This window comes from Mycolicibacterium insubricum, from assembly GCF_010731615.1.
In the GTDB taxonomy this organism is placed as follows: domain Bacteria; phylum Actinomycetota; class Actinomycetes; order Mycobacteriales; family Mycobacteriaceae; genus Mycobacterium; species Mycobacterium insubricum.
Genome location: NZ_AP022618.1, coordinates 961,155 through 981,227 on the forward strand (window position 1 = coordinate 961,155; position 20,073 = coordinate 981,227).

Annotated in this window: 18 protein-coding genes; 8 read left to right on the top strand and 10 right to left on the bottom strand. The window is 70.5% G+C overall.

What is annotated here, in order from left to right; all coding sequences use genetic code 11:
* Positions 1-2: 2 nt before the first annotated feature.
* Positions 3-626, bottom strand: a complete 624-nt coding sequence (locus G6N16_RS04400; RefSeq protein ID WP_083030535.1) for a TetR/AcrR family transcriptional regulator — start codon at positions 624-626, stop codon at positions 3-5.
* Positions 627-755: 129 nt separating this feature from the next.
* Between G6N16_RS04400 and G6N16_RS04405 the strand changes: the two genes are divergently transcribed.
* Positions 756-2,006: a cytochrome P450 gene (locus G6N16_RS04405; RefSeq protein ID WP_083030534.1), complete on the top strand. Its 1,251-nt coding sequence runs from the start codon at positions 756-758 to the stop codon at positions 2,004-2,006.
* Positions 2,007-2,016: 10 nt separating this feature from the next.
* Here the strand turns inward: G6N16_RS04405 and G6N16_RS04410 are convergent, their stop codons facing one another.
* Complete coding sequence (locus G6N16_RS04410; RefSeq protein ID WP_083030570.1) at positions 2,017-3,171, bottom strand: alpha/beta hydrolase family protein; 1,155 nt, start codon at positions 3,169-3,171, stop codon at positions 2,017-2,019.
* A gap of 101 nt (positions 3,172-3,272) precedes the next feature.
* Here G6N16_RS04410 and G6N16_RS04415 point away from each other — a divergent pair, with 101 nt between their 5' ends.
* Both G6N16_RS04415 and G6N16_RS04420 read left to right on the top strand, forming a co-directional pair.
* Positions 3,273-4,037, top strand: coding sequence for a trans-aconitate 2-methyltransferase (locus tag G6N16_RS04415; RefSeq protein WP_083030533.1), 765 nt, complete (start codon positions 3,273-3,275; stop codon positions 4,035-4,037).
* A 50-nt stretch (positions 4,038-4,087) separates the two neighbouring features.
* Complete coding sequence (locus G6N16_RS04420) at positions 4,088-4,789, top strand: phosphatase PAP2 family protein (protein ID WP_083030532.1); 702 nt, start codon at positions 4,088-4,090, stop codon at positions 4,787-4,789.
* On the opposite strand, the gene G6N16_RS04425 is transcribed toward G6N16_RS04420, so the two are convergent.
* Both G6N16_RS04425 and G6N16_RS04430 read right to left on the bottom strand, forming a co-directional pair.
* A complete protein-coding gene (locus G6N16_RS04425) occupies positions 4,743-6,242 on the bottom strand; it encodes a bifunctional phosphatase PAP2/diacylglycerol kinase family protein (RefSeq protein WP_083030531.1) in 1,500 nt (499 codons plus the stop codon). The genes G6N16_RS04420 and G6N16_RS04425 overlap by 47 nt on opposite strands.
* 9 nt (positions 6,243-6,251) lie before the next feature.
* Positions 6,252-7,181, bottom strand: coding sequence for a hypothetical protein (locus tag G6N16_RS04430; protein WP_083030530.1), 930 nt, complete (start codon positions 7,179-7,181; stop codon positions 6,252-6,254).
* Between the two features lie 236 nt (positions 7,182-7,417).
* On the opposite strand from G6N16_RS04430, the gene G6N16_RS04435 reads away from it, so the two are divergent.
* Entirely contained in the window at positions 7,418-8,071 is a 654-nt protein-coding gene (locus tag G6N16_RS04435) for a L,D-transpeptidase family protein (RefSeq protein ID WP_083030569.1), read from the top strand.
* On the opposite strand, the gene G6N16_RS04440 is transcribed toward G6N16_RS04435, so the two are convergent.
* Positions 8,072-8,545, bottom strand: coding sequence for a nuclear transport factor 2 family protein (locus tag G6N16_RS04440; RefSeq protein WP_083030529.1), 474 nt, complete (start codon positions 8,543-8,545; stop codon positions 8,072-8,074).
* Positions 8,526-9,146 carry a TetR/AcrR family transcriptional regulator gene (locus G6N16_RS04445; protein WP_083030528.1) on the bottom strand — a complete coding sequence of 207 codons (621 nt, stop codon included), beginning with the start codon at positions 9,144-9,146 and terminating at the stop codon, positions 8,526-8,528. The genes G6N16_RS04440 and G6N16_RS04445 overlap by 20 nt, the downstream gene beginning before the upstream one ends.
* Before the next feature lie 38 nt (positions 9,147-9,184).
* Between G6N16_RS04445 and G6N16_RS04450 the strand changes: the two genes are divergently transcribed.
* The 3 genes from G6N16_RS04450 (at position 9,185) to G6N16_RS04460 (ending at position 13,869) form a co-directional block, all read left to right on the top strand.
* Entirely contained in the window at positions 9,185-10,417 is a 1,233-nt protein-coding gene (locus G6N16_RS04450) for a hypothetical protein (RefSeq protein ID WP_083030527.1), read from the top strand.
* A gap of 76 nt (positions 10,418-10,493) precedes the next feature.
* Positions 10,494-12,371 (top strand): Hsp70 family protein, encoded by a 1,878-nt coding sequence (locus G6N16_RS04455; protein ID WP_110810817.1) that lies wholly within the window; start codon positions 10,494-10,496, stop codon positions 12,369-12,371.
* Positions 12,372-12,483: 112 nt separating this feature from the next.
* Positions 12,484-13,869 (top strand): wax ester/triacylglycerol synthase domain-containing protein, encoded by a 1,386-nt coding sequence (locus tag G6N16_RS04460; RefSeq protein WP_234805820.1) that lies wholly within the window; start codon positions 12,484-12,486, stop codon positions 13,867-13,869.
* A gap of 13 nt (positions 13,870-13,882) precedes the next feature.
* Here G6N16_RS04460 and G6N16_RS04465 read toward each other — a convergent pair whose 3' ends face one another.
* The 4 genes from G6N16_RS04465 to G6N16_RS04480 form a co-directional block, all read right to left on the bottom strand.
* On the bottom strand, positions 13,883-14,248 hold the full coding sequence (locus G6N16_RS04465; protein ID WP_083030526.1) for a hypothetical protein: 366 nt from the start codon (positions 14,246-14,248) through the stop codon (positions 13,883-13,885).
* A 119-nt stretch (positions 14,249-14,367) separates the two neighbouring features.
* Positions 14,368-15,987 (bottom strand): DUF7937 domain-containing protein, encoded by a 1,620-nt coding sequence (locus tag G6N16_RS04470; protein WP_133052920.1) that lies wholly within the window; start codon positions 15,985-15,987, stop codon positions 14,368-14,370.
* Between the two features lie 72 nt (positions 15,988-16,059).
* Positions 16,060-16,977, bottom strand: a complete 918-nt coding sequence (locus G6N16_RS04475) for a DUF6777 domain-containing protein (RefSeq protein ID WP_083030524.1) — start codon at positions 16,975-16,977, stop codon at positions 16,060-16,062.
* Positions 16,974-17,552: an RDD family protein gene (locus G6N16_RS04480; protein ID WP_083030523.1), complete on the bottom strand. Its 579-nt coding sequence runs from the start codon at positions 17,550-17,552 to the stop codon at positions 16,974-16,976. Before G6N16_RS04480 ends, G6N16_RS04475 begins: the two co-directional genes overlap by 4 nt.
* A 169-nt stretch (positions 17,553-17,721) precedes the next feature.
* On the opposite strand from G6N16_RS04480, the gene G6N16_RS04485 reads away from it, so the two are divergent.
* Positions 17,722-19,758 carry a hypothetical protein gene (locus tag G6N16_RS04485; protein WP_083030522.1) on the top strand — a complete coding sequence of 679 codons (2,037 nt, stop codon included), beginning with the start codon at positions 17,722-17,724 and terminating at the stop codon, positions 19,756-19,758.
* Positions 19,759-20,073 lie beyond the last annotated feature (315 nt).

Here is a 20,073-nt window from a genome sequence, read left to right on the forward strand (position 1 = left end):
GCTCAATTCATTTTTTCGAGGTACAAAGCGCCCCAGATGATTTGGGTCAACGCGGCGGCGAGTTCGGCGTCGTAGTCGGACGGTTGGTGCGGCAGATTCTGGTGGCACGCACGTTCCACCATCCAGGTTAGTGCGCTGGCGACGGGTTGGGCGGGCAACTCACTGCGGATCGTCCCGTCGGTCTGGCCCCTGGTGATCACGCCGGAGAGATCGACGCTGATGTCGTTGAGCAACTGACGGTAGGTGGTGGCCACTGAGGCGTCGTAGCTGGACATCTCGTTGAGCGCGGTGATCAGTGCCTGATGCCGTCGGTAGCTGTCGATGATGCGGCGCATAGACACCTCAAGGTCGCCGGGATCGCGTCGGTCGGCGGCGTTCCACCACACGCCGGCGTCGTCGGACAACTCGCCGAACACGCGCCCGGCCAGCCGTCGGATCAGATCGCCCTTGTCTTCGAAATAGATGTAGAAGGTTGCGCGGGAGATGCCGGCTTCGGTGGCGAGTCGGTCGACGCTCAGATCGGTGAAGCTGTCCCCGTCGCGCATCAACCGCTCGGCAGCCTCCATCAGCCGGGTCTCGACGGCCGCGCGCCGTTGCTGTCTGCTGACTTGCGGTCTCCGTGGCATCGGGTCTCCCTGTCTATTCCGGCGCAAGTTTAGTGAGGCCGATTTGCATATTGACTAGACGGTAAGGCTAGACATACTGTCTAGACGTAGCGTTTAGTGAGCTGAGTCACCCAATTGGAGGAGCGGCAGATGAGTACCCGGATCACCGACGACGCCGCGGGTGTGCTCGCCGATCCGCGCGCCTACGCCGACGAGCAGCGACTGCACCAGAGCCTGGCTCACCTGCGCGCCCATGCACCGGTGTCCTGGGTGGACGTCGAGGGTTTCCGCCCGTTTTGGGCGATCACCAAGCATGCGGACGTGATGGACATCGAGCGGTGCAACGACCTGTTCGTCAACGCCCCACGGCCATTCCTGACGACCGCAGCGCTCGACGACAAGCTGTTGGCGGATCGCGACGCCGGTATCGGGCTGTCCACGCTCATCCACATGGACGACCCGCACCACCGGGATATGCGCAAGATCGGCGCGGACTGGTTTAGGCCAAAGGCGATGCGGGAGCTGAAGGATCGCTGCGACGAGCTGGCCAGGTTCTATGTCGACAAGATGGCCGCGCAGGGGCCGGAACTAGACTTCGTCCAGGAGATCGCGGTCAACTATCCGCTGTATGTGATCCTGTCGCTGCTGGGCCTGCCGGAGTCGGATTTCCCGAGGATGTTGAGGCTGACGCAGGAGCTGTTCGGTGGCGACGACAGTGAATTTCAGCGTGACGGCGGCGTCGAGGCAGTCCTGGCTACGCTACTGGACTTCTTCGCCTACTTCTCGGAGCTGACCGCTTCGCGGCGCGCACATCCCACCGACGATCTAGCATCGTCGATCGCCAACGCGACGATCAACGGCGAGCCGCTGTCGGACATGGACACTGCGTCCTACTACGTGATCGTCGCGACCGCCGGCCATGACACCACCAGCGCGGCCATCGCCGGCGGACTGCTGGCGCTGCTGGAGAATCCGATGGAACTGACGCGATTGCAGCGGGATCCCGCATTGATGGGTACCGCCGTGGAAGAGATGATCCGCTGGGTGACGCCGGTCAAGGAGTTCATGCGCACCGCGCAGGCCGACACCGAGATGCGCGGGGTTCCGATCGCGAAGGGTGATTCGGTCCTGTTGTCCTATCCGTCGGCCAACCGTGACGAAGAGGTGTTCGCCGACGCAGCACGCTTCGACGTCGGTCGTGACCCCAACAAGCACCTATCCTTCGGCTACGGAGTGCACTTCTGCCTGGGTGCCGCGCTGGCGCGCATGGAGATGAACAGCTTCTTCTCCGAACTGATCCCACGGATCGAGTCGATCGAATTGGCCGGTGAGCCCGAACTCGTCGCCACGACGTTCGTCGGCGGCGTCAAGCATCTGCCGATCCGCTTCTCGCTTAAGTGAACCCCGGGGGTCAGAACATCACCGGCGCCAGGAACTTCGTCATCCTGCGCAGGTAGTCCGGCTGACTGACGTGCAGGATGTGATTGCCCGGGAACCAGTGCAGCGCACAGCGATCCCAGTGCCGCCACAGTGCCTCGGACTGTTCCGGCGGGGCCAGCCGGTCGCCCAGGCCGGTGATGATCAGGCGTCGTTCCTTGGCCACCTGCGGCCGGTAGTTCAGCGGGCTGTGATAGGCCGACGCCGCCTCCGACGCGGCCCGGCTCACCCCGCCGCCGAGGCGGCCCAGCGCGACCAGCTTGTTGGCCGGGAACCACGAGTCGAACATCGACTCCGGTTCCACCACCGGCACATTCGGGATCACCGCGCGCAGCCGCCGGTCGGCGCTGGCGATCAGCGCCGAGGTGTAGCCGCCCAGCGACATCCCGGTCAGTGCGATCCGGTCAACGCCGGTGTGCTCCAGATAGTCCATCAGCGAACGGAAGTCGTAGACGGCCTGGCCCATGGTCTCGGCGAATCCGGCCATGCCGTTGGCGAAGATGCCGTAACCGGAGAACGGCGAACCTTTTTCGGCCCGCGGGCCGTGAAAGGGCAGGGTGTAGAGCATGATGTCGTAGCCGGATTTGAAGAACCACGGCAGTGAGAAGAACACCCCGTTGAACAGATACGGCGACCCCAGGAATCCGTGGATGACGCACAGGGTGGGCCGGGGGCCGTCGTCGTGACGCCAGTGCTGGGCTGCCACGGTGTTGTTGTTGCGGAGGCTGTTCCACAGTCCGCGCATCTCCGGGTTCAGCGGCCGGAAGCCGCTCTCGAACCGGATCTGGTCGACGTGGCCGTGCGCCAGCCATTCGGCCACCGGGCCGGCCGGGCGGGTGCTGACCCGCGGGGCCTCCGACGGCGCCGGGAACGACTTGGCCGCATCCTTTTCCGCGGCCAGCTCGGCGAAGAACTCCAGATGGCGCCGCTCGGCCAGCAGATCGGAACCACCCAGCATGCCGCCGAGCACCGGCGGCAGCATCGCCGCACCGACCAGCGAGGCGATCGCGGTGCGCAACCCGAGATCGGCCATCGCCGAGGCGTCGACCACGGCGCGCTGGGCCCAAGTCAGCTCCGCGCGGGTGGGCAGACCGCGGGAACCCGCCTCACCGCCGGCCACGTCGGGCATCGGGATGGGCGGATCGATCACGTCGTCGGAGAATTCGCCGGCAGTCACGTCCCGGATGCTACGCCGAACGGTTGCCAGGTTTGCGGCGTAATGTTCGGCCGGTGTGGGACCCCGGTACGTACCTCGAATTCGCCGATCACCGCGGCCGCCCGTTCTTCGACCTGCTGGCCCGGGTGGGCGCCGAGGCGCCGCGCCGCGTCGTCGACCTGGGCTGCGGTCCCGGAAACCTGACCGCCGTCCTGGCGAAGCGCTGGCCGGACGCCGTGATCGAGGCCGTCGATAGCTCGCCGGAGATGGTGGCCGCCGCCCGCGAGCGCGGCATCGACGCGGTACTCGGTGACGTCGCCGCCTGGACACCGAAACCCGACACCGACGTCGTGCTGACCAACGCCGTCCTGCAGTGGATTCCCGGCCACACCGAGCTGCTCCGGCACTGGGCCGGCCAACTGGCTCCCGGATCCTGGCTGGCGATGCAGGTACCGGGCAACTTCGACGCGCCCTCGCACCGGGCCGTGCGCGCAGTGGCCAAATCGCCGGAGTTCGCCGCCGATCTGGCCGACCTGCGGTTCCGGGGGCCCGACATCGTCGAGGACCCGGCCGGCTACGCCGCGGCCCTGACCGACGCCGGGTGCAGCGTCGACGCGTGGGAGACCACCTACCTGCACGAACTGCGCGGCGCGACCCCGGTGCTGGATTGGATCACCGGCACTGCGCTGACCGAGGTGCGCGCCCGGCTGTCACCGCAGCAGTGGGAGGCGTTCCGGCAGACGATCATTCCGCTGCTGGACCAGGCTTATCCGCCCCGGCCCGACGGGGTGACGTTCTTCCCGTTCCGGCGGGTGTTCACCGTCGCGCAGGTTCGCTAGCCGCATCGCGGCTGGGCCCGGTTGCCAGCGGCCTGTGATAGGTGTGAGCGATGACCCGCATCCGCGTGCGCGACGCCGTCGCACTGGCCGCAGCGCTTCTCTACGCCCTGCTGTGGATCGGCTGGGTCGCCGGCTGGGGCTGGCTGCACAGCTTCGACCAGGCGCTGCTGAACCCGCCGCACGCCTACGGTGTCGAGCATCCCGGCTGGGTGCAGGGCTGGAACGTCTTCAGCACGGTGTTCGGGCCCGAGGTGCTGCGCGGGCTGGTGCTGGTGCTGATCGTGGTGGAACTGATCCGCCGCAACTACCGTCCAGCGGTGTTTCTGCTGCTGACCGCGGGCGGCAGTGCACTGGTGACCGAGGTGGCCAAGACGCTGGCCGACCGGCCGCGCCCGGAGACCCGCCTGGTCGAGGCGCACGGGATGTCGTTCCCGTCCGGGCACGCGGTGGGAGACCTGGTCATCGTCGGCGGACTGCTGGTCGCCTACCTGCCGGTGATCGCGCCGCGGTGGCGGACCCTCGTCATCGCCCTGGGCGCGGCCGTGGTGGTGATGATCGGGGTGTCCCGGGTGGTGCTCAACGTGCACAACCCCTCGGACGTACTGGCCGGCTGGTCGCTGGGCTACCTGTACCTACTGGCCTGCGTGCGGTGGTACCCGCCGCGGCCCGCCCTCGAGGCCGCCGTCGCGGCCGCCCCCGGGACCGTCACACCGGCGGCCGGTACACCGCCAGCGCCCGATACATCGACGTGAAACTCGCGTGGGTCAACGCCGCGCCGACTTCCCCGTCGTGCGCGATCGGCGTGGGCCCGTCCACCGAGGTGAAGGAGAACTCGGGTACCTGCAGCTCGTGATAGAGCGGGCTGCGGGTCAGCCGGCCCAGCGCCAGCGACGACAGGATCCGCAACCGGGCCAGCGGCCGGCCGATCTCCAGCATCCGGATGTCGATCAACCCGTCGTCCATCCGGGTTCGGCGGGCCGGGGCGAACCCGGCGGGCAGATAGATCGAGTTGCCGAGGAAGAACAGCGAGGTCTCGATGGACTTGTTGTCGTAGCGGATGCGCACCGACCGCTCGCCCTGCATCGTCTTCCACAACGCGTAGGCGCCGGCCACCGGCTTGCCGACCTTGTGCTCGAAACGCTCCCGGGTGGCGACGAACTGCGGGTAGGCGCCGATGCTGGCGGTGTTGACGATGATGCCGGACTCGTTGAGCCGGATCAGGTCGACCTTGGAGACGGTGCCGTTGCGCACCGCGGCGATCGTCTTGTCCGGCGTCGGGCAGCCGATGTCCTTGGCGAAGTGGTTGAAGGTGCCGGCGGGGAACACCGCCAGCGGCTTGCCGGTCGCCACCGCGATCGCGGCGGCCGTCCCGACGGTGCCGTCGCCGCCGGCGATGCCGAGCACCTCCGCGCGGTCGGCGGCGTCGCGCAGGATCCGGTCCACGTCGTCGTCCTTCTTGAGTTCGACGATCTCGGCGGCCGGCAGTTCCCGGCGGACCTGCTCGAGCACCCGCGTCCCGGTCCCGCTGCCGGACGCCGGGTTCACCACCAGCACCAGGCCGGCGCCGTCGATCCGCGGCGGCGCATCCACCACCAGCGGCTCGGTCGGCGGCAGCTTGGTCTCCACGATCGGCGGCACCAGCTTGGCGCCCAGCACCGCGATCCCGGCGCCGATGCCGAACCCGGCCAGCACGTCGCCGGGGTAGTGCGCCCCGGTGTAGACCCGGGACAGGCCGACCAGGCTCGCCAGCCCGCCCAGCACCAGACCGGCCGGGGGGCTCTCCAGCCCGACGCCGAGCGCGAACGCCGCGGCGCTGGCCGAATGCCCGGACGGGAACGAGTTCGACTTTGGGTAGCGGTGGATGCGGCGCCACAGCGGCACCGCGTCGTGGCCGGGCCGGTCCCGGCGCCACAGCCGCTTGGCGCCCTGGTTGGCGACCAGGCTGGTGACACCGAGGGTGATCAGGCCGCGGACCGCGCCCCGGCGCAACGACGGGCGGCCGGTGGCGAACAGGCCCGCGGCGATGGCCATCCACAGCTTGGAGTGGTCGGCGGCGCGGGTCAGCGGCGGCAGCACCGCATCCAGCAGGGGAGTGTCGGTGCCGGCGACGGCGTCGAAAACTTCCTGGTCCAGGGTAGCCAGACCCCGGGTGATCTCCTGCACTCCTCGGCTGGGCACTGATCGGGCGGGCGGTCGTCTGGCCATTCGGCCACCTTAAGCCGTGTCCTCGCCCTCCGCGGGAGTGACGATGCGACGGGTCGCGACGACCTTGCCGTCGACCCGTTTGGTGACCGCGGCCGGGGCGGGCGGAACGTTGATCCGGCCCTGGACCGGGGCGCCGTTGCGGACCGCCGGCACCGACACCCGGCGGGTGCCGTCGGACGGGCCGTCGCGCCCGCCCGGCGCGCCGGCCGCCAGCGGGGCGCCCGGCATCATCGGCATCGCCCCCATCCCGGCGCCCGACGGGTGGGTGGCCGGCGAGGCCGGGCTGGACACCACCGGAAGGGTCCGGCCCGAGGTGGGCGCGGTGGCCGCCGAGGATCCCGGCGGCGGGCCCAGTAGGGCGGCCGATCCGCCGCCAGAGGAATCGCCGGGGCCGTCTCCGAGGTCCCCGCCCAGCTCGTCGGCGAGTGCATCGGCCAGCTCCTCGTCGGTCAACCCGCCGGTGCCGTCCAGCCCGCCGCGCTCGGTCGGGGTGGTCGCACCGGATTGCCCGAGCTGGGCGAACTGCCCGGCGAGCTGGCCGGCCAACTGCCCGGCCTGGGTGGGCAGCTGTGTCAGCGGCGACAGGGCCGAACCCGCCGTACCCAGCAGGCCCTGGCCCAGGCCGCTGAACATCTGCGGCAGCTGGCCGCCGATACCGGAGTCCGCGGTGGCACCCCGCACGGTCTGCGCGGAGGTTTGCTCGTTGGCGTCGAACTTGGTGGCGGCGTCACCGGCCTTGCCGTCGCGCTCGAGGGCCTCGGCGGCCGCGCGGCCGGCGTCGTCGGGGTCACCCCAGTTGCTGGCGATCTCCAGGACCTGGGCCCACCACTCGGTGAGCACCTTGCCGGCCAGCACCGGATCAGACGGGATCGGGGGAGGCGGCGGCAACCCCAGTAACTGCAGGTAGCGGACCGCGTCGGCATTGATGGTGCCCCCCATTGCGCCATGGTAGTTCCGCGGCGGGCCGGGCGGTATTCAGTTGCGCACCGGTGGTGCCCGTGATGAAACAGTGATTTGACCTCGGCGTTGCCGGTCGTGACGATGGAACGATGCCCCCAGTTATTGCGGCGGCCCCGGCTTCCCCTCGGCTCCGCCGGCGCGCGCTCTGTGGACTGGGCTTCGTTGAACGGCTCGGCGCGCGCCACCTCCGCCGAGCTTCGCTGAACCGCCAGATTATTCGAGCGGTGCTGTCCTGCGCTGCCGTGCTCATGCTGGCCGCTGTGCCGGTTGCCCGCGCCGATTTCGAGCCGTGGTTCGCCAACCGCGTCGGCAACGCCACCCAGGTGCTGGCGGTCACCGGCACCGGCGGGTCCAACGCCAAGATGGACGCCTGGGAGCGCACCGGCAACGGCTGGACAGCGGTTGCCGCCGGCATCCCCGCCAAGATCGGCGCCAACGGCCTGTCGGCCGACAGCAACGAGGGTTCGATGAGCACCCCGACCGGCGTCTTCACCCTGGACTACGCGTTCGGCACCAAACCCAATCCGGGCTCGGGCATGCGCTACGTGCAGGTGTCGTCGAACCACTGGTGGGACGGCGACTCGTCGAGCCCGACCTACAACACCATGCAGGTGTGCGAGAAGAGCCGGTGCCCGTTCCAGACCGGCCCGCCGTCGGGCACCGAGAACCTCAACATCGCGCCGTACGCGCACGCCGTGGTGATGGGCGTCAATCCGCAGCGCACCCCGGGCAAGGGCAGTGCGTTCTTCCTGCACGGCACCGACGGCGGCCCGACGGCCGGGTGCGTGGCGATCGACGACGCCACCTTGGTCAAGCTGATGGGCTGGCTCAAGCCGGGCGCGATGATCGCCATCACCTCCGCCACCTGATCACTCGTGCAGCGCGGGCCCCGGCGTGAGGTGAAAGCCGAGGCCGGCCGTTGACATCGTCGCCTCGTACGTGCGGTCGTAGCCGGTGGCGCTGATCTTCCAGCCCGCCGGGGTGCGCCGATAAGTGTCGGCGTAGAACGCCGCGCCGATCAGCATGAAGTCCGCGCCCGCGACGATCACCCGGTCCTGCAGGTACCACCGGCCGGTGGCCTCGTCGCCGTCGACGCTCAGTTCCGGGTGCGCGACCCGGTGCTCGGTGATCACCTCCCGCGGCAGCGCGGTGCGCATGTACGCCACCAGGGAGTTCCGGTCGTAGAACCGCAGCGGGTTGCCGTCGGGCGCCGACCCGTAGTTGCCGACGACGTCGTCGGTCAGCGTGTCGGCGAAGGTGTCCCAGTCCTTGGTGTCCAGCGCGCGCAGGTAGCGGTATTTGACCGCCTTGATCTCCCGTAGGTCATCGGCCATGGCCTGCATCCTGCTCCTTCCTCAGGTACGCCGCGGCCATCTCGGCCAGGGCGGCGCGCTCACGCGGCCAGTCGAGCGGGCTGCCGATGATCTGCCGGGCCAGCACCATGCCGCGCAACGCCGCCCAGATCACCTCGACGACGGCCGCGTCCGCGGGATCGTCGCTGATCAGTGCGCCGAGGGCGCCGATGGCGACGTTCATCTCGACCAGGTGCTGTCGGGAGCCGTCGCCGAGCCGACCGCGGGTGGCGGCCAGGATCTCGAAGGCCGCCATCGACGTCGGGCTGGCGTGACACTCCCAGGCGATGTCGATGACGGCCGACAGTCGCGCCGGCAGCTCCAGGCCGGCGACGTCGGCGGTGGACACCCGCTCGATGAGCCGGGCCACCCCGTCGTCGACGACGGCCATCAGCAGCCCGTCGCGATCCCCGAAGTGGTACTGGATGACGCCCCAGGTGACGCCGGCGCGTTCGGCGACGTGCTTGGCGGTGGCCGCCGGGAAGCCCTCCTCGGCGATGCACCGGACGGTCTCGGCGATGATCTTCGCGCGGGTCTCATCCCCGCGCCGGCGCGGCGCGGTGGTGCTGCGGGTGGGAGCGGCATTTGTCATTGTTGACTTTATAACATTGTCGTCTTTATGTTGGGGGCGTGACTCCAGCCCCCAGTCGCTATGCCTCGCTGACCCGCGCCCAACTCGCCGTCCTGGTGCCCGAACTCCTGCTCATCGGCCAGATGATCGACCGCTCCGGAATGGCCTGGTGCATCGCCGCATTCGGCCGCCCGGAGATGCTGCAGATCGCCATCGAGGAGTGGGCCGGCGCGAGCCCGATCTACACCCGCCGGATGCAGAAGGCGCTGCGCTACCAGGGCACCGACATCTACACCATCTTCAAGGGCCTGCAGCTCGACATCGGCGCCCCGCCGCAGTTCATGGACTTCCGCTACATCGTGCACGATCGCTGGCACGGCGAGTTCTACCTCGACCACTGCGGCGCCCTGCTCGACGTCGAACCGATGGGCGAGGACTACGTGCGCGGCATGTGCCACGACATCGAGGACCCGACCTTCGACGCCACTGCGGTCGCCACCAACGCCAAAGCGCAGGTCCGGCCCATCCACCGGCCCCCGCGCGAACCCGCCGACCGGAGCCCGCACTGCGCCTGGACGGTCAACATCGACGACGACAACCCGGAGGTCACCGGGCTGGCGCCACTGGCCGTCATCGAGCAGACCCGGGCCGCCGGCTGGGAACTCGGGCCCATCGACCCCGACGACGAGGGCGCGGCAGACTACGCCGGCCCGTTGCTGTCCGACGTCGACTTCGCCGCCTTCTCCAAGTCCGCGCTGGTCCGCATCGCCGACGAGGTCTGCCTGCAGATGCAGCTGCTGAACCTGTCGTTCGTGCTGGCGGTCAAGAACCGGGCGACCGATGCCGCCCAGGTTGCCGACATCTGCACCAAGCAGCTGACCGGGGTGGCCGGCCTGGGCGCCGAACGGATCCGCCGGGCGCTGGACCTGCCCGGCGGGGCCGACGGGGTGTGGGCCACCTTGGAACTGCACCCGCTGGTCAACCCGACGGGCTACGTCGACGCCGAGTTCTCCAGCGGCGCAATGCGGGTGCGCCGCAGCGCCGCCCACGACGACGGCACCTGGATCGACCTGTGCGGGCCCGGGCGCACCGAGGCGCTGCAGGCCATCACCACCGCCGTCGACCCGGGGCTGACCGCCGTCGTCACCGGCAACGACGCCGACTGGACCATGACGCTGGCACCCGCCGAACACCCGCACACCGAATCCGGTGAGGTCGCGGTGACCAAGTTCAGCGGCGGCTCCGATTTCGTTTTCCAGCCGCGCCGCTCACTGCCGCTGACTGTGGTGTAGCCGGGAGTTTCTGAAAGCCCGCTGAGCGCGGGTGTCGATCGGTCGGCACGCCGCGGGTGGCGGCTATGGTGGCCGGGTGGGCGACCCGATTGGCGTGTCGATAGGCACCTCCAACCTGGTCGCCGTCCGGGTCGGCCGCGCGCCGGTCAGCCGCCGGGCGGTGCTGACCCTGTTCGGTCACCTGCCCGCCGAAGTCGGCACCCCGGAGGAGAACGGCCACCTGCCCGATCCCGACGGCATGGTGGTGCGCGGGTTCGTCGAACGGGTCGGCGACCCCGTCCCGCTGGTGGTCGGCGACGGCGCGAGCTACCGCGGCGAGACGCTGCTGGCCACCGCCCTGTCCGCGCTGCTGGACCTGGTCGGTGGCGCCGGCGCCGGGGACGCCGTCACGATCGCCGCGCCCGCGCACTGGAGCCGGACCGCGCGCACCGCACTGCAGGCCGCACTGGCTGCCGATCCGCGGCTGGCCGCGATCCGCCCCACCCTGGTTCCCGACACGCTGGCCACCCTGACCGCGCTGCACGCCGACCCCGGACTGCCGGACACCGGCGTGATCGCGCTGCTGGATTTCGGCGCCAGCGGCACCGGACTCACCCTGGTCGACGCCGCGACCGGATTCACCCCGATCGGCGAGACCCAGCGGCTGCCGTTCTCCGGTGACGAGGTCGACGCCGCCGTCCTGCGCGCGGTGCTGACGGACCTGGAACGCCACGGCGACGTCGATCCCGCGGCGACGGCGGCCGTCGGCTCGCTGGTGCGGCTGCGCCACGAGTGCCGGGTGGCCAAGGAACGGCTCTCCGCCGAGCCCGCCGTCAGCCTCGTCGCCGCGCTGCCCGGGCACCACAGCGAGGTGCGGTTCACCCGGGCCGAACTCGACGCCCTGGTCGCCCCGGAGCTGGACGGCGTGTGTGACGCGCTGGTGGATTTCGCGTCGCGACACGGTGTTCTGCTGTCCCGGCTTTCCGCGGTCGCCACCGTCGGCGGCGGGGCGGCGATGCCGATTGTCACGCAACGACTTTCGGAGCTCTCATCGGCCCCGGTGGTCACCACGCCGCGCGCCGAGCTGAACGCCACCATCGGTGCCGCACTGCTCGCCGCCCGCGGCGACGACCCCGATGCGCCGACCGGAATCTCCTGGGCGGCAGCCGGTCTGAACGACATTGCCACCGGTCTGGCGCCGGCGCTGGACGACGATGCCACCGGACTGGCGCCCGGTATGGGCGACGACGACACCGCGCAGGCCGGGATCGAAGACCCGGCCGCCGTCGGTGCGCTGGCCTGGTCGATGGACGACGATGCGATCAGCGAGCCGCTGCCCTACCAACCCGACGCCGACTTTCCCGGTGCCGGCGGTTCGGACAACCCGTACCGGCCCGACGGGCCGCGCCCGCGGATAGACTACGACGTCGACAGCGGCCCGATTGTTCTGCCGCGCAGGAGATTCCGGTTTCCACAGTTGGCAATTGGCGCTGCCGCTCTGATCGGGACGTTCGCCTTCGGCTCGCTGATCTACGGCCTGGCCAACGACGCCAAGCCGATCGAACAGAGCACCACCCCGAAGCCGACCCAGCCGGTGCTGACCGCATCGCTGACCTCCGAGGTCCCGCCACCGCCACCGCCGCCTGAGCCTGCACCCGTCATCGAGGTACCGCCGGTGGCCACCACCACGACCGTCGAGTGGACGCCGACCACGACCCCGCCGCCCCCGGTCACCACCACGACCACGGTGCCGACGACGACCACGACCACCACCACGCCGTCGACCACCACCACAACCACGACGACCACCACCACGACGACAACGACGACCACCACCACGACCACGACGACGGTGCCGATGACGACGACCTACCTCAACATCCCGTTCGTCCCGGTCCCGATTCCGATCCAGGCGCCGGTGCACCAGCCGCCGCTGCAGCCCGGTCAGGTGCCGCTGCCGCAGGCGATCAACTGAGCCGGGACTTGAGTCCCGAGCTCCCGGGCAGCAGGGCCCGCGGCGGGGCATTCTGCGGATCCGAGGCGACCGAGGCCATAGATTGGTGCCACACGACGGGGTAGGGGTGTCAATGGCCGAGATTGACGGCAAGCGCAGGTTCATGCGCAGTTCGGATGCGTTCACTTGGGCGATGGAAGCCGACCCGCGGCTGCGGTCGACCATCGTCACCCTGGTGGTGACCGAGCAGTCGCCGGACTGGGATGCCGTCGTGCACCGCTTCGACCTGTTGACCCGGACGGTGCCGTCGTTCCGCTGGCGGGTGCTCGAATCCCCGCCGCCGGCGCCGCCGCGGTGGGAGACCGACCCCGACTTCGACCTGAACTTCCACGTCCGCCGGCTCTCGGCCGGGCCCGACGGCATGGCCGGGGTGCTCCAGATGTGCCGGGTGGCCGCCATGGAGTCCTTCGACCTGGCCCGGCCGCTGTGGCAGGTGGACATGATCGACGGGCTGCCCGGTGGCGCGGCGGCGATGATCGTCAAGCTGCACCACGCCCTGACCGACGGGATCGGCGGCGTGCAACTGGCGATGACGCTGTTCGAACTGGCCCCCGAGGGCCACCGGCCGGAGCTGCCGGATGTCCCGTCGTTGCGCCAGCCGACTCGCTGGGACGATCTGCGCGACGGCGTGCGCTACAACAGCAAGCTGGCGCGACGGCTGGCCACCGGCGCGGTGCGCACCGCGCCCCGCGCGTTCGGCGCGCTGGTGCGCAATCCGGTGAGTGCGGTGCGGGAGGCGGCGGCTACCGGAGCCTCGGTGTACCGCACCGTGCGCCCGGTGACGAAGACCGGGTCGGAGTTGATGACCGAGCGGTCACTGGTTCGCGCCGTGTCGACACACACGGTGTCGCTGCCGCGGCTGCGCTCGGCCGCGCACGCGGTGGACGTCGCGCTCAACGACGCCTTCGTCGCCGGGGTGGCCGGTGGGCTGCGTCGCTATCACGAGCGGCACGGGGTGAGTGTCGACGAGCTGCACCTGACCATGCCGATCAGTCTGCGCACCGACGACGACAGGCCGGGCGGTAACCGAATCACCCTGCAGCGTTTCGATATTCCGGTGGGTGAGGCCGATCCGGCGCTGCGGATGACCGAGATCCATCGGCGGGTGGCGCAGGTGCGCGCCGAACGCTCACTGCCGTTGACCCAGCTGATCGCCGGTGCGCTGAATCTGTTGCCGCGCTTCGTGCTCGGCGAGGTGCTGCTGCACGTGGACGTGCTGGCCAGCGATGTGCCCGGGGTGCCGGTCCCGGTCTATCTGGGCGGCGCCGCGGTCACCGAGCAGTACGCCTTCGGCCCGACGATCGGGTCGGCAGTCAACGTGACCCTGCTCAGCTACGTCGACACCTGCGCATTCGGCGTGGACGTCGACACCGCGGCGATCCCCGATCCGGAGGTGTTCCATGCCTGCTTGGTCGAGGGCTTCGACGAGGTGTTGGCGCTGGGGAACCCCCCGGCCTGAGGGGTTTTGCGGGTCAGGCTGCGACGGGCTCTTTGGTCTCGGCGCCCACCGGGCGTGCCGACGGGTGCCCGAACGCGCGGGCGGCCTCGCGGGCCAGGGTCTTGCCGGCGGCGGTGTTGGCGGCCATCGCGGCACGGTTGAGCCGCAGCAGCGAGGCGGGGCTCCACCAGCCGGCAAGGCGGTTGTGCCGCTGCGCCACGTCGAGTGCGGCCAGGCAGTCGCGGTAGCTGCCGGTGACGGTGTACTCGGCGGTGAACCAGGTCAGCACCAGTCCCGAGTGCTGGACGAGGGCGATCTGGAACATCGGCTGGCCGGTCTTGGCGTTGGTGCCGACGGTCTTGGTGGTGGCGGTCGTGCTGCTGGTGGACGCGGTGTTCATGGCGACTCCTGAGCGACTACGGTGCTACGTCTTTCGTAGCGATGCGCACAGCATTGCATATAAACCGTAGCAGTGCAACAAAACCGTAGCGTTGCGACGAAATCGCCGTTCCAGCCCGCTCAGCCGGACGTGTCACCGGCCGGTGAGCCGAGCGTCCCCGGGGGGTCGTCGTCCGGTGTTTCTGCAGCTTGAGGTGCTGTACCGGGCCCGGCGTCGGCGATCTTGGGCGCGGCGGGGGTCGGGCCGGACGCGGCAATCTCGGGTGCTGCGATTTTCGGCGCACCCGTCGCAATCCTGGGCGTCGCGCCGGTTGCGATTCTGGGTGCCGCAGGTTCCGCTGCGGCAATCTTGGGCGCCGCCGCACCAGCGGGAGCCTTGCCCGGGGTCTTGGCGGGGGAGGCCTGTCGTCGGGACCGCTCGATGACGGTCAGTTCGACGGCCAGTGCCAGCGCGGCCAGCACACACAGCACCACGTCGAACATGGTGGTGATCTGCTGGGCCAGGTCCGAGCCGTAGAACGCGTTCGGGTCGGTGGGCACGAAAGCCTCCACCCGCGGCACCAGCGCCACGCCGAGCACCACCCGGCACACCGTCAGGGTCAGCACACCCAGCAGCAGGCTGCGGGCCGCCAGCTTCGGCAGCCTGGTCAACCCGTTGACCACCAACCAGCCCGCCAGGACCGCGGTGAGCAGGTCGAACGCCATCAGTGCGGTCTGCGTGTAGGGCAGGCTCGGCACGTTCAGCACGGCGTTGAGGATCAGCGTGGCGATCCGCAGCACCGCCGACCCGACGGCCCACACCGCGACCAGCAGCAGCCCCTTGCCGACCGCCGAGCGCCAGGCCGCGGCCGCCGCCGGGGCCCGGGAGTCCGCCCGCACCAGCGCCACCGGCCCGGCGATCGCCGCGACCGCGGCCCACGCCAGGTAGGCCTCGAAACCGACCCCGTTGGTGCCGGTGCTCTGCGCGACGCCGTGGAAGGCGTCGATCAGCCGGCCGGCCGGCAGCCACCAGACCACCGCGCCGCCGATCAGCACCGCCACCCCGAGACCGGCGCCGGTCAGCCGGTTCGCCTCGTCGCGGGTGCGCAGCCAGCGTGCGGCCAGCACCACCGGCACCAGCGCCACCACCGCGTAGAGCACCGCGACCGCCACCACCGTCAGGTTCTGTCCCGCGGCGTCGCCACCCCAGATCGCCGGAAACGACCGTCGCGCACGGTAATACAGCGTCAGCCCAGCGCCTAGCACGGCCAGGACCGTCGTCACGTCGGTGATCACCCGGGCCGCGGCCGACCAGAGCCCGGAGTCGGTGGCCCCGCCCAGCACCGGCTGCGCGCACAGCAGGGCACCGGCCACCGCGAACCACACCGCCGGACCGACGCCGGCCGGCGGCGTACCGGTACCCGCCTCGCGGAACGCGTCGTAGACCGCGTAACCGGCGAAACCGGCCACGGCCACCAGGTTCGGGACGTTGAGGCCCAGCCGCATGCCCGAGAGGCTCTCCGGTGCGACATCGGGCGCGGTGACCGCGCGGTGCCCGACGTGGCTGAGCACCGCCGACATCACGGTGCCCAGCGCGGCCACGATCAACAGGGCGAACAGCCAGCCGCGCCCGCCGATGCCGAGACCGGTGTGCAGGTTCCACGGCAGTGCCAGGGCCAGCAGCGCCAGCACGGCGCCGAGTCCGTCGCGTCGCGCATCCGGCGCGGCGGACGGGCGCGTCGCTGGGTGTGAATCGGGCACGGTTGGCTCCCCCCGGATCGGTGCTAGGGCGTTCTGAACGCTAGCGGATCGCTATCGCCATCTCGAGCGTGCTCAGGACGCGGCCGCAACGTTCATCACGACGGGATCGGGCAGCGGCACGGTCCGCCCACCCAGGTCGATGATGCCGTGGGCGGCCCGGGTGACCTGGTGGGCGTCGGTCAGGTCGAGCAGGGTGAACTCCCGCAGCGGCGGGCCCGGATCGTCGGCCGCGTAGCGCACCGCCAGCACCCGCGCGGGATCGAACCCTGGGCCGACGCTGCGGTAGTGACGCAGGTCGGTGTTGGCCGGCGGGCTCAGCGGATTGCCCGATTCGCAGCGCACTCGCGGCACCCCCAGCCCGTCGACCATGACCGCGGTGCCGGCGGCCAGCACGGCCTGTGCGGCCGTCGTCGTCTGGTCGTTGTGCGAGTGCAGGCTCACCCAAGTGTCGCCCAGCAGCACCACCGGGGTCAGCGTGTTGAGGTAGTAGGGCAGCTGTTCGGTGGTCAGGCCCAGCGCCAGGCCCCACGGCGCCGCGACGTCCGGGTGCGCGTCGAGATAGTTGGCCAGCTTGACCTCGTCGCAGGCACGGGTGTCGCCGGCGGTGCCGTACAGGTCGGCCAGCCGGCCCGACACCGGGCGGATGCCGCGGTGCGCAGACGGCGCGATCGGTTGTTGCACGGCGGCGGCCCGGACGGCGGTGGCCTCGGAGATGGGCACCGGGTCGGCCGCGATCGACGGCGTGAACGGGTGCGCGACGGCGGCCTGCGCGCCGATCAGCGTCACCGGCGGCGCGGGCGGAGCCGCCGGGGTGTCGTCCCGCTCAGCGGAACCGAGTACGACGGCGACCAGCGCGGTCAGCACGGCGATGGTCAGGCCCAGTGCCGCCAGCGCCAGGATCACCGTGGCCCGCGGGTTGACGACAGACACCGGCGCGTCGATCCGGGTCGTTCGATCGTCGTTGATCCGGGTGGTCGGGTCGTCGTTCACGTCGACCGCCGGAACGCCGCGCGGGTGTGGGTGTCCAGCGGGTTGTCACCGGCGACGACGTCGAGCACCCGCAGGCCGGTCAGCCGGTCGTGCAGCCCGTCGCGCGGGGTCGAGCTGGTCATCATCGGCAGTGCCGCGGCGCCGAGGGTGACCGCGAAGATCAGGCTGCGGGCGACCGTCCGGGGCAGCCCGGGCAGCCGGTCGTCGTCGCTGACCAGCCGCAGGCCCAGCATCGTCTTGCCCAGTGAGCGGCCCATCAGCGCCAGCCACAGTTGCATCCACAGCCACACCGCGGCACACGCCAGCGGCGTCACCACGGTGAGCACCGCCGCGACGTCGAGCACGGCGCCGGCGATGGCCAGCGGGAAGATCGGCGCGGCGATGGCCGCCAGGTCCATCATGAACGCCGCCGCCCGCACGGTTCGCCCGGCGGGCACATCCCCGGCCCCGGGCGCCCCGATGAAGCGCCGGGTGCCGGCCTCGACGCCGCAGATCGGGCAGAACAGGGCGTCGAGCGCCAGCTGCGCCCCGCACTGTTCGCACCACCGCGGTGCGGTGTCCCGCCGCCCAACCATTGGCCCTCCGTGTCGGTCGCCTCACCTTAGCTTCGGTGGCGGTAACGAGTCGGCTTCCAGCGGCGATGGCACCGGTAGACAGGAACGTGTTTGACTGGAACCGAACCTAAAGGGAAATGCAGCCGGTGTTGTCGCCGTGCTGCCGTTGGGATGTTCAGGGGCGTAGCGCATGGATGTGATGCTGGGGGTGGCGGTCGACGGTGACCGTGGGCAGATCGCAATGCTCGACGCGGGACCCGGCCATGCCGTCATCGACGAGGCCGTTGTGCTGCTCGGTGAGCAGTCCGTCGACGAGCTGATCGCGCGGCTGGTCGCCACCGACCGCAGCCTCGGCGACGACGGCCACCGGCTGGTTTCCACCCGCGTGTGCTGCGAGGATCCCGACGTGGCCGCCGCGATCAGCGGCGGGCTGACCACCGCCGGGCTGGCCAACGTCGCCGCGGTGTCGGCGAGCGAAGCCGTCAGCGGGGCGATGCCCGTGCACGGCGAGACCGCGGCGCTGTCGCTGGGCACCGGATCGCTGGCACAGGAGGTCGCCCTCACCGGGGCGTCGGAGTCTCTGCTGTCCGCCGAAGCGTCCGCCGCGACCGGCATGGCGCCGGCCGTCGACGTGATGGCGACCGGAGTGGCCCCGGTGGTCGACTCCGGCGCGACATCGATGGCGCCGGCCATGGATTCGGACGCGACCTCGATGGCACCCGCGACCGGGGACGAGACGATGGTCGTCCCGGCCGGCACCGACCCGCTGCTCAACACCGAACGCCAGCAGCTGGCCTACTCGCTGGATCCCGACCTGGAACCCGCCGGCGAGGCGACCGCCTACGGACCGGCCGCTGCCGCCGAAGCCGGGTACGTGGACACCGGCTACGGCGACTACGACGACTACGGCTACGAGGATGGCTACGAGGAAGAGCCCGAACAGCGCGACCGCCGACCGCTGCTGATCGGCAGCACCGTGGCCGCGTTCATGATCGTCGGCTTCGCCACCCTGGCCGTCAGCGTCGCCGTCAGCATCAAACCGACGTCGTCTTCACAGGCGCTGCGGCTGCAGGACGACGCGGTACCCGGCAAGTACTTCCCGGTCGCCCCCGGTCAGGGCGTGCAGCCCGACGGCAACGCCTGGACGATGATCGAGGAGGCCCCCGCGACCGGCGCCGCGGTCGGCACCCCCGCGGTGCGGACCTTCCAGCCGCTGGCGCTGGGACCCAGCACGCAGACCGCAGCCCAGACCGCGGCGCAGACCGTTCGGGTCTATCCCGACGGCGCGATGACCGTCGGCGGGGCACCGGTGCCCGCGGTGACCCCGGCGGTCCCCACCCCCGGCACCAATGTCGGTGTCGGTGCCATCGGCGCGGTTCCCGGGGTGATCGTGCCCCAGGCGCCGCTACTGACCTCGCTGATCATCGGCAATGTGCTGCGCGAGGCTGTGCAGCTAGGCCCGATGAACCCGAACAACTACAACACGCCGCCCGGGTGGAACACGAAGCCCAAGCCCGGTGACCAGTTCAACGTCGACCCGTCCGGGTCCTCGGGAGCATCGACGCCGGGGGTGTCGTCGCCGGAGAACAAGCCGGAGTCCAGCGTGAGTTCGCCGTCTAGCCCGGGGGAGTCGCCGGAGAGCTCACCGGCCTCGCCCTCGGCGTCGTCGGAGGCGTCCCCGACCCCGAGCACCCGCGCCTCCGAGAGCGAGACGACGCCGTCGACGAGGGCGAGCGAGTCCTCGACGAAGCAGTCGGAGCCGGAATCCACCGCGAACAGCACGCCCAAGGCGTCGGAGTCGGTGCCCAGTAGTGCGAGCCGGAGCGCGGAGCAGTCCCCGGCGGAATCGCCGGTGCAGTCACCGGTCCAGTCTCCGGTCCACGAGAGCCCGGCCGTGGAGTCCCCCGCCGAGTCTCCCGCGGTGCAGTCGCCGGCCGTGCAGTCTCCGGCGGCCGCCTCCCCGGTGGAGCAGGCGCCGGCCTCAGTCGAGCAGGCGCCGGTGGTGCATTCGCCGGTCCAGCAGGCTCCGGTGCAGCAGCAACAGCAGGCCCCGGTTCAGCAGTCGGTTCAGGAAGCCCCGGCCGAAGCCCCCAGCCGCTCGGGCCGCAGCCCCTCCGTCTCTCTGCCCACGACGGAATCCTCCGGTGGCGGGATCTTCGGCGGCGGTAGCGGTAGCGGCGGATACGGCCGCGGTGGTGGCATCTTCGGCGGCGGCTCCGGCAACTGAGCCGCCAATGACAAGAGCCGCGACTCCTTCTCGGGGATGTCGCGGCTGGGGTCTGTGGAGCCAATGACGGGAATCGAACCCGCGTATTCAGCATGGGAATTTGCTGTAGATAAATCAATACTGTTCAGATAGATAATAATAGTTAGCTACAGGGACAATCAAATCGCTGATAGGGCGCGGTATCGGGTCACCGTTGCGAACCATCGGACGCGCGGTGCGACCCGCTGCAAACCCGCTGGTGACGGCCGAATGACGGTCGATCCCAGCAAACTCGAGGTGTGCCGGTAGCCGGTCCGTCACCAGACGTTCTATAAG

What these genes read in the sequence shown, in the direction of transcription:
- G6N16_RS04420 (WP_083030532.1), top strand. Translation starts at nt 4,088, where the DNA reads ATGACCCGCATCCGCGTGCGCGACGCCGTCGCACTGGCCGCAGCGCTT.
- G6N16_RS04465 (WP_083030526.1), bottom strand. Translation starts at nt 14,248, where the DNA reads ATGAACACCGCGTCCACCAGCAGCACGACCGCCACCACCAAGACCGTC.
- G6N16_RS04480 (WP_083030523.1), bottom strand. Translation starts at nt 17,552, where the DNA reads ATGGTTGGGCGGCGGGACACCGCACCGCGGTGGTGCGAACAGTGCGGG.
- G6N16_RS04410 (WP_083030570.1), bottom strand. Translation starts at nt 3,171, where the DNA reads ATGCCCGACGTGGCCGGCGGTGAGGCGGGTTCCCGCGGTCTGCCCACC.
- G6N16_RS04400 (WP_083030535.1), bottom strand. Translation starts at nt 626, where the DNA reads ATGCCACGGAGACCGCAAGTCAGCAGACAGCAACGGCGCGCGGCCGTC.
- G6N16_RS04485 (WP_083030522.1), top strand. Translation starts at nt 17,722, where the DNA reads ATGGATGTGATGCTGGGGGTGGCGGTCGACGGTGACCGTGGGCAGATC.
- G6N16_RS04425 (WP_083030531.1), bottom strand. Translation starts at nt 6,242, where the DNA reads ATGGCCAGACGACCGCCCGCCCGATCAGTGCCCAGCCGAGGAGTGCAG.
- G6N16_RS04405 (WP_083030534.1), top strand. Translation starts at nt 756, where the DNA reads ATGAGTACCCGGATCACCGACGACGCCGCGGGTGTGCTCGCCGATCCG.
- G6N16_RS04460 (WP_234805820.1), top strand. Translation starts at nt 12,484, where the DNA reads ATGGCCGAGATTGACGGCAAGCGCAGGTTCATGCGCAGTTCGGATGCG.
- G6N16_RS04445 (WP_083030528.1), bottom strand. Translation starts at nt 9,146, where the DNA reads ATGACAAATGCCGCTCCCACCCGCAGCACCACCGCGCCGCGCCGGCGC.
- G6N16_RS04440 (WP_083030529.1), bottom strand. Translation starts at nt 8,545, where the DNA reads ATGCAGGCCATGGCCGATGACCTACGGGAGATCAAGGCGGTCAAATAC.
- G6N16_RS04430 (WP_083030530.1), bottom strand. Translation starts at nt 7,181, where the DNA reads ATGGGGGGCACCATCAATGCCGACGCGGTCCGCTACCTGCAGTTACTG.